Origin of the sequence: Olleya sediminilitoris (genome assembly GCF_016785945.1) — a bacterium.
Lineage (GTDB): Bacteria > Bacteroidota > Bacteroidia > Flavobacteriales > Flavobacteriaceae > Olleya > Olleya sediminilitoris.
On record NZ_JAEMEF010000025.1, the window covers coordinates 1 to 2,402 of the forward strand.

2 protein-coding genes are annotated in these 2,402 nt (G+C 30.4%); both read left to right on the forward strand.

The annotated features are described in order from the left end of the window. The first annotated feature begins 295 nt into the window (after nucleotides 1–295). Entirely contained in the window at nucleotides 296–703 is a 408-nt protein-coding gene (locus JAO71_RS15665; RefSeq protein WP_203001722.1) for a hypothetical protein, read from the forward strand. Between the two features lie 453 nt (nucleotides 704–1,156). After that, nucleotides 1,157–1,555, forward strand: coding sequence for a hypothetical protein (locus tag JAO71_RS15670; RefSeq protein WP_116822505.1), 399 nt, complete (start codon nucleotides 1,157–1,159; stop codon nucleotides 1,553–1,555). Nucleotides 1,556–2,402 lie beyond the last annotated feature (847 nt).

Sequence of the window (2,402 nt, forward strand, 5' to 3'; positions counted from 1 at the left end):
GGATTTTCAATGTTGACGAGATCTGTAGTCTCTGCGTATATATTAACCTTATTCCTCTCTTTTGTGCTTTCTTATTTATATGTCTTAAATTTAATGTTTTTATTAAAATGCTAACTTAAGCCGTATATAATTCATTGCTAGTTATAGCCTACTTACGAAAGTCCTCGCGGACTTTCTATCTGTGATTTATTTGCTAACTTTAGTGCTTAAACCACGCAACGAAATCATACACAAACACGTTGTAGCACATTTGAGAAAAACTTGAACTAAAATGAAAAAATCCAGTCTGATTTTAATGTTGATTGTATTATTAAGTTGTGAAGATTTAGTCGAGCAAACGTATAAATTTAATGTAAAAAATGAAACAGAAAACGAACTTTACTTTTATATAGATGATAAATATCCTGACACAACTCTAACAACTGAAAATTTTACAAACAAGATTGTTCCAATGTCAACCTTTAGATTAGGACTATTTAAAGCCCAAGACGAATTTTTTGAAGAGGCTATAAATGACACTCTTTCTTTCTATTTCATATCAAAAGAAACGGTGTCGAACTTCGACTGGAATGAAATACGAAACGAATATCTTATACTAAAACGCTATGATGTAAGTTTCGATGATTTTCAGTCTATTGATTTTGAAATTGTTTATCCACCAACGCTGGAAATGGAGAATATAAGAATGTATCCGAATGATTAAAAACGTGCCACAACAACGTGTATAATTAATTGCTTTGGTCGTTGCATACTTGAAAAATTCCTTCGGAATTTTCTCGCGTTTGTTTTTGTTTACTAAATTAGTTGCTGAAACACGCAACTAACCATACACAAAACCGTTACCCAACATTTGACAAAAATTGAACTTTAGAACAAAATACATACTTCTGATTATCGGAATTCTTGATTTAATATTGATATATTACAATCATAATAACGCATTGACAGAAACGAGTTTTGACCCGCCAGAATTGAAATATTCAAAATGGTTATTTGGAATTGGAATTATATGCGTTGGACTTTATTTTTCTAATAAAAATTGGCAAAAGGTATTGACAAAAATTATGATTGGAGCTCTTGGAATTTGTTTAGCTCTTAACACATATTTATTTTTTCAAATAATTTAATAATGTTCAGTACTAAAAAGAAAAACTGATTGAAAAAACTAAACTATAGACAAGTTTCAATGCTTCTTTATGGAATTGCATTAATTACACCAATGTTTTTCGGCACTTGGACAATTGGTGTTTTTGGACTGTTTATGGGATGGTTAGGAGTATTTGCTTTAGAACCATTTGTTGCGATTCCTTGGATTGCGAATTTCCTATATTTCGGAAATTTAATTTTTAACAAACTGAATCTGAAAACGAAAATCGGAATATCGGTTTTGACTATAATATTTGCCTTATTTGTAATCGGACTTCGAGAACTACCAGAGAATGAAGGCGGTCGGAATTCAGACATTGTTGTTGGAATTGGATTTTTAATTTGGATTTCGAGTTTTGTAGTTTTACTAATCGGACAATTAAAAGAAAAAAATAAAAACGTTGGGTAACACCGTATATAATTTATTGCTAGTTCTAGCCTACTTACGAAAATCCTTGCGGATTTTATATTCGGTTTTTATTTGCTAACTTTAGTACTTAAACCACGCAACAAACCATACACAAACACGTTAGCATACATTTGAAATGACTCTTTCCGAAGTATATTTTTATATGATAATTATAATTTACCAACTTTTTAGTTTGGTAATAATAACATTTACGGAAGACCTAAAAGAGGATAAATATTATAAACGATATTTGAAAATCACATTCTTAATCGGATTTCTTGGAATTGTAATGGAATTGTTTAATTGGAATTATTTCTGTCGATTTAATTGCACTCTACTGACCTTCTCACCTTTTCTGACTTTATTAATCTCAAAAGGGGTTATTGAATTTTATAAAAAAGTATTCAAAAGAGAAGCTTTTCAAATGTACTATGGAAAATTGTCGGACGGAATTTGGATAAAGAACAACGGAGATTTAAAACACAAAGGATATTATAGTTGGTATACTGTGAATATTACGAGTTTTCCGCTTTTTATTATAACAGCAATATTTTTACTGATAGAAAAAAACGTATGCTAACATTGTATATAAAAAATTGCTATTTTGTGCTTAACCAATGTGTGTTGCTTTGTTTGCTTGCATCTGATTTTCCTTCGGAAAATCCTCGCACACAAACACGCAACATTTCATATACGTAACCGTTACCACACATTTGAGAATTGAACTTTCCTGAAATAGGTTGACTAAAAATCAAACAATTAATTACAGTCACTTATGAAAACACAAAATGAACACTGGCGAAAAAAAAGCTACCAAAAAGCCACTTTAGAAACCAAACTTTTAGTC